The organism is Collinsella aerofaciens (genome assembly GCF_032584215.1).
Taxonomy (GTDB): domain Bacteria; phylum Actinomycetota; class Coriobacteriia; order Coriobacteriales; family Coriobacteriaceae; genus Collinsella.
The window spans coordinates 1-710 of the sequence record NZ_JAWHPN010000073.1 but is presented as its reverse complement, the minus strand read 5'-3'; the positions used below and the strand labels follow the sequence as shown (position 1 = coordinate 710).

The following is a 710-nucleotide window of genomic DNA, read 5'->3' as shown; positions in this document are numbered from 1 at the left end:
GGCTTATAGGACAAAATGTGTGTCCACGTTGGGGGCATCGGCGCAGGTCGATGCCCCTTTTTCAGCCGTTTAAATTCCGTGCCCGCTTTTAACCGCTCGGACAGAATGTGTGTCCGGTTGCCTATCGTTCCCGCAGGTAGATAACCTTTTCCGGAACCGTTAAATACCCTTTCGGAAGAGGTGCCCATGAAGGCCGTTTATTGCCCCTACTGCGGCGGTCGGACCAAGCGCAACGGCAGGACCTCATCGGGGTCCCGGCGGTGGAGGTGCACGGCCTGCGGCGCGTCGACGACGGTGAGGTACGACGACACGGCGACAAGGCTGGACGAGTTCCTCGGGTGGCTCCTCTCCAAGGACTCCCAGGCGGCGATGCCGGGCGGCGGGCGGTCCTTCAGGCGCAGGACGGCCGAGTTCTGGGAGGTCTGGCCGATGCCCGTCCCCGACGGCGAGCTGCACCGCGTGCTCTACGTCGACGGGATCTGGGTCGCGCGCGACCTCGTGGTGCTCATATGCTGCAGCGGCGAGAGGGTGGTCTCCTGGTACATGGCGAGGTCGGAGAACTCGAGGGCGTGGTCGGCCCTCATGGCGCCGATCCCGGCGCCCGGCATGGTCGTCACCGACGGCGGGAGCGGGTTCGCCAAGGCCGTGCGCGAGACCTGGCCGCGCACCAGGGTCCAGAGGTGCACCTTCCACGCCTTCTCGCAGGTCAA

At 65.6% G+C, this 710-nt stretch carries 1 protein-coding gene; it reads left to right on the top strand.

Annotation, left to right across the window (positions count from 1 at the left end):
- Window positions 1-186 precede the first annotated feature (186 nt).
- Window positions 187-710: transposase-like zinc-binding domain-containing protein (locus RX395_RS09795; RefSeq protein WP_316367284.1), on the top strand; the 524-nt coding region annotated here is incomplete at its 3' end.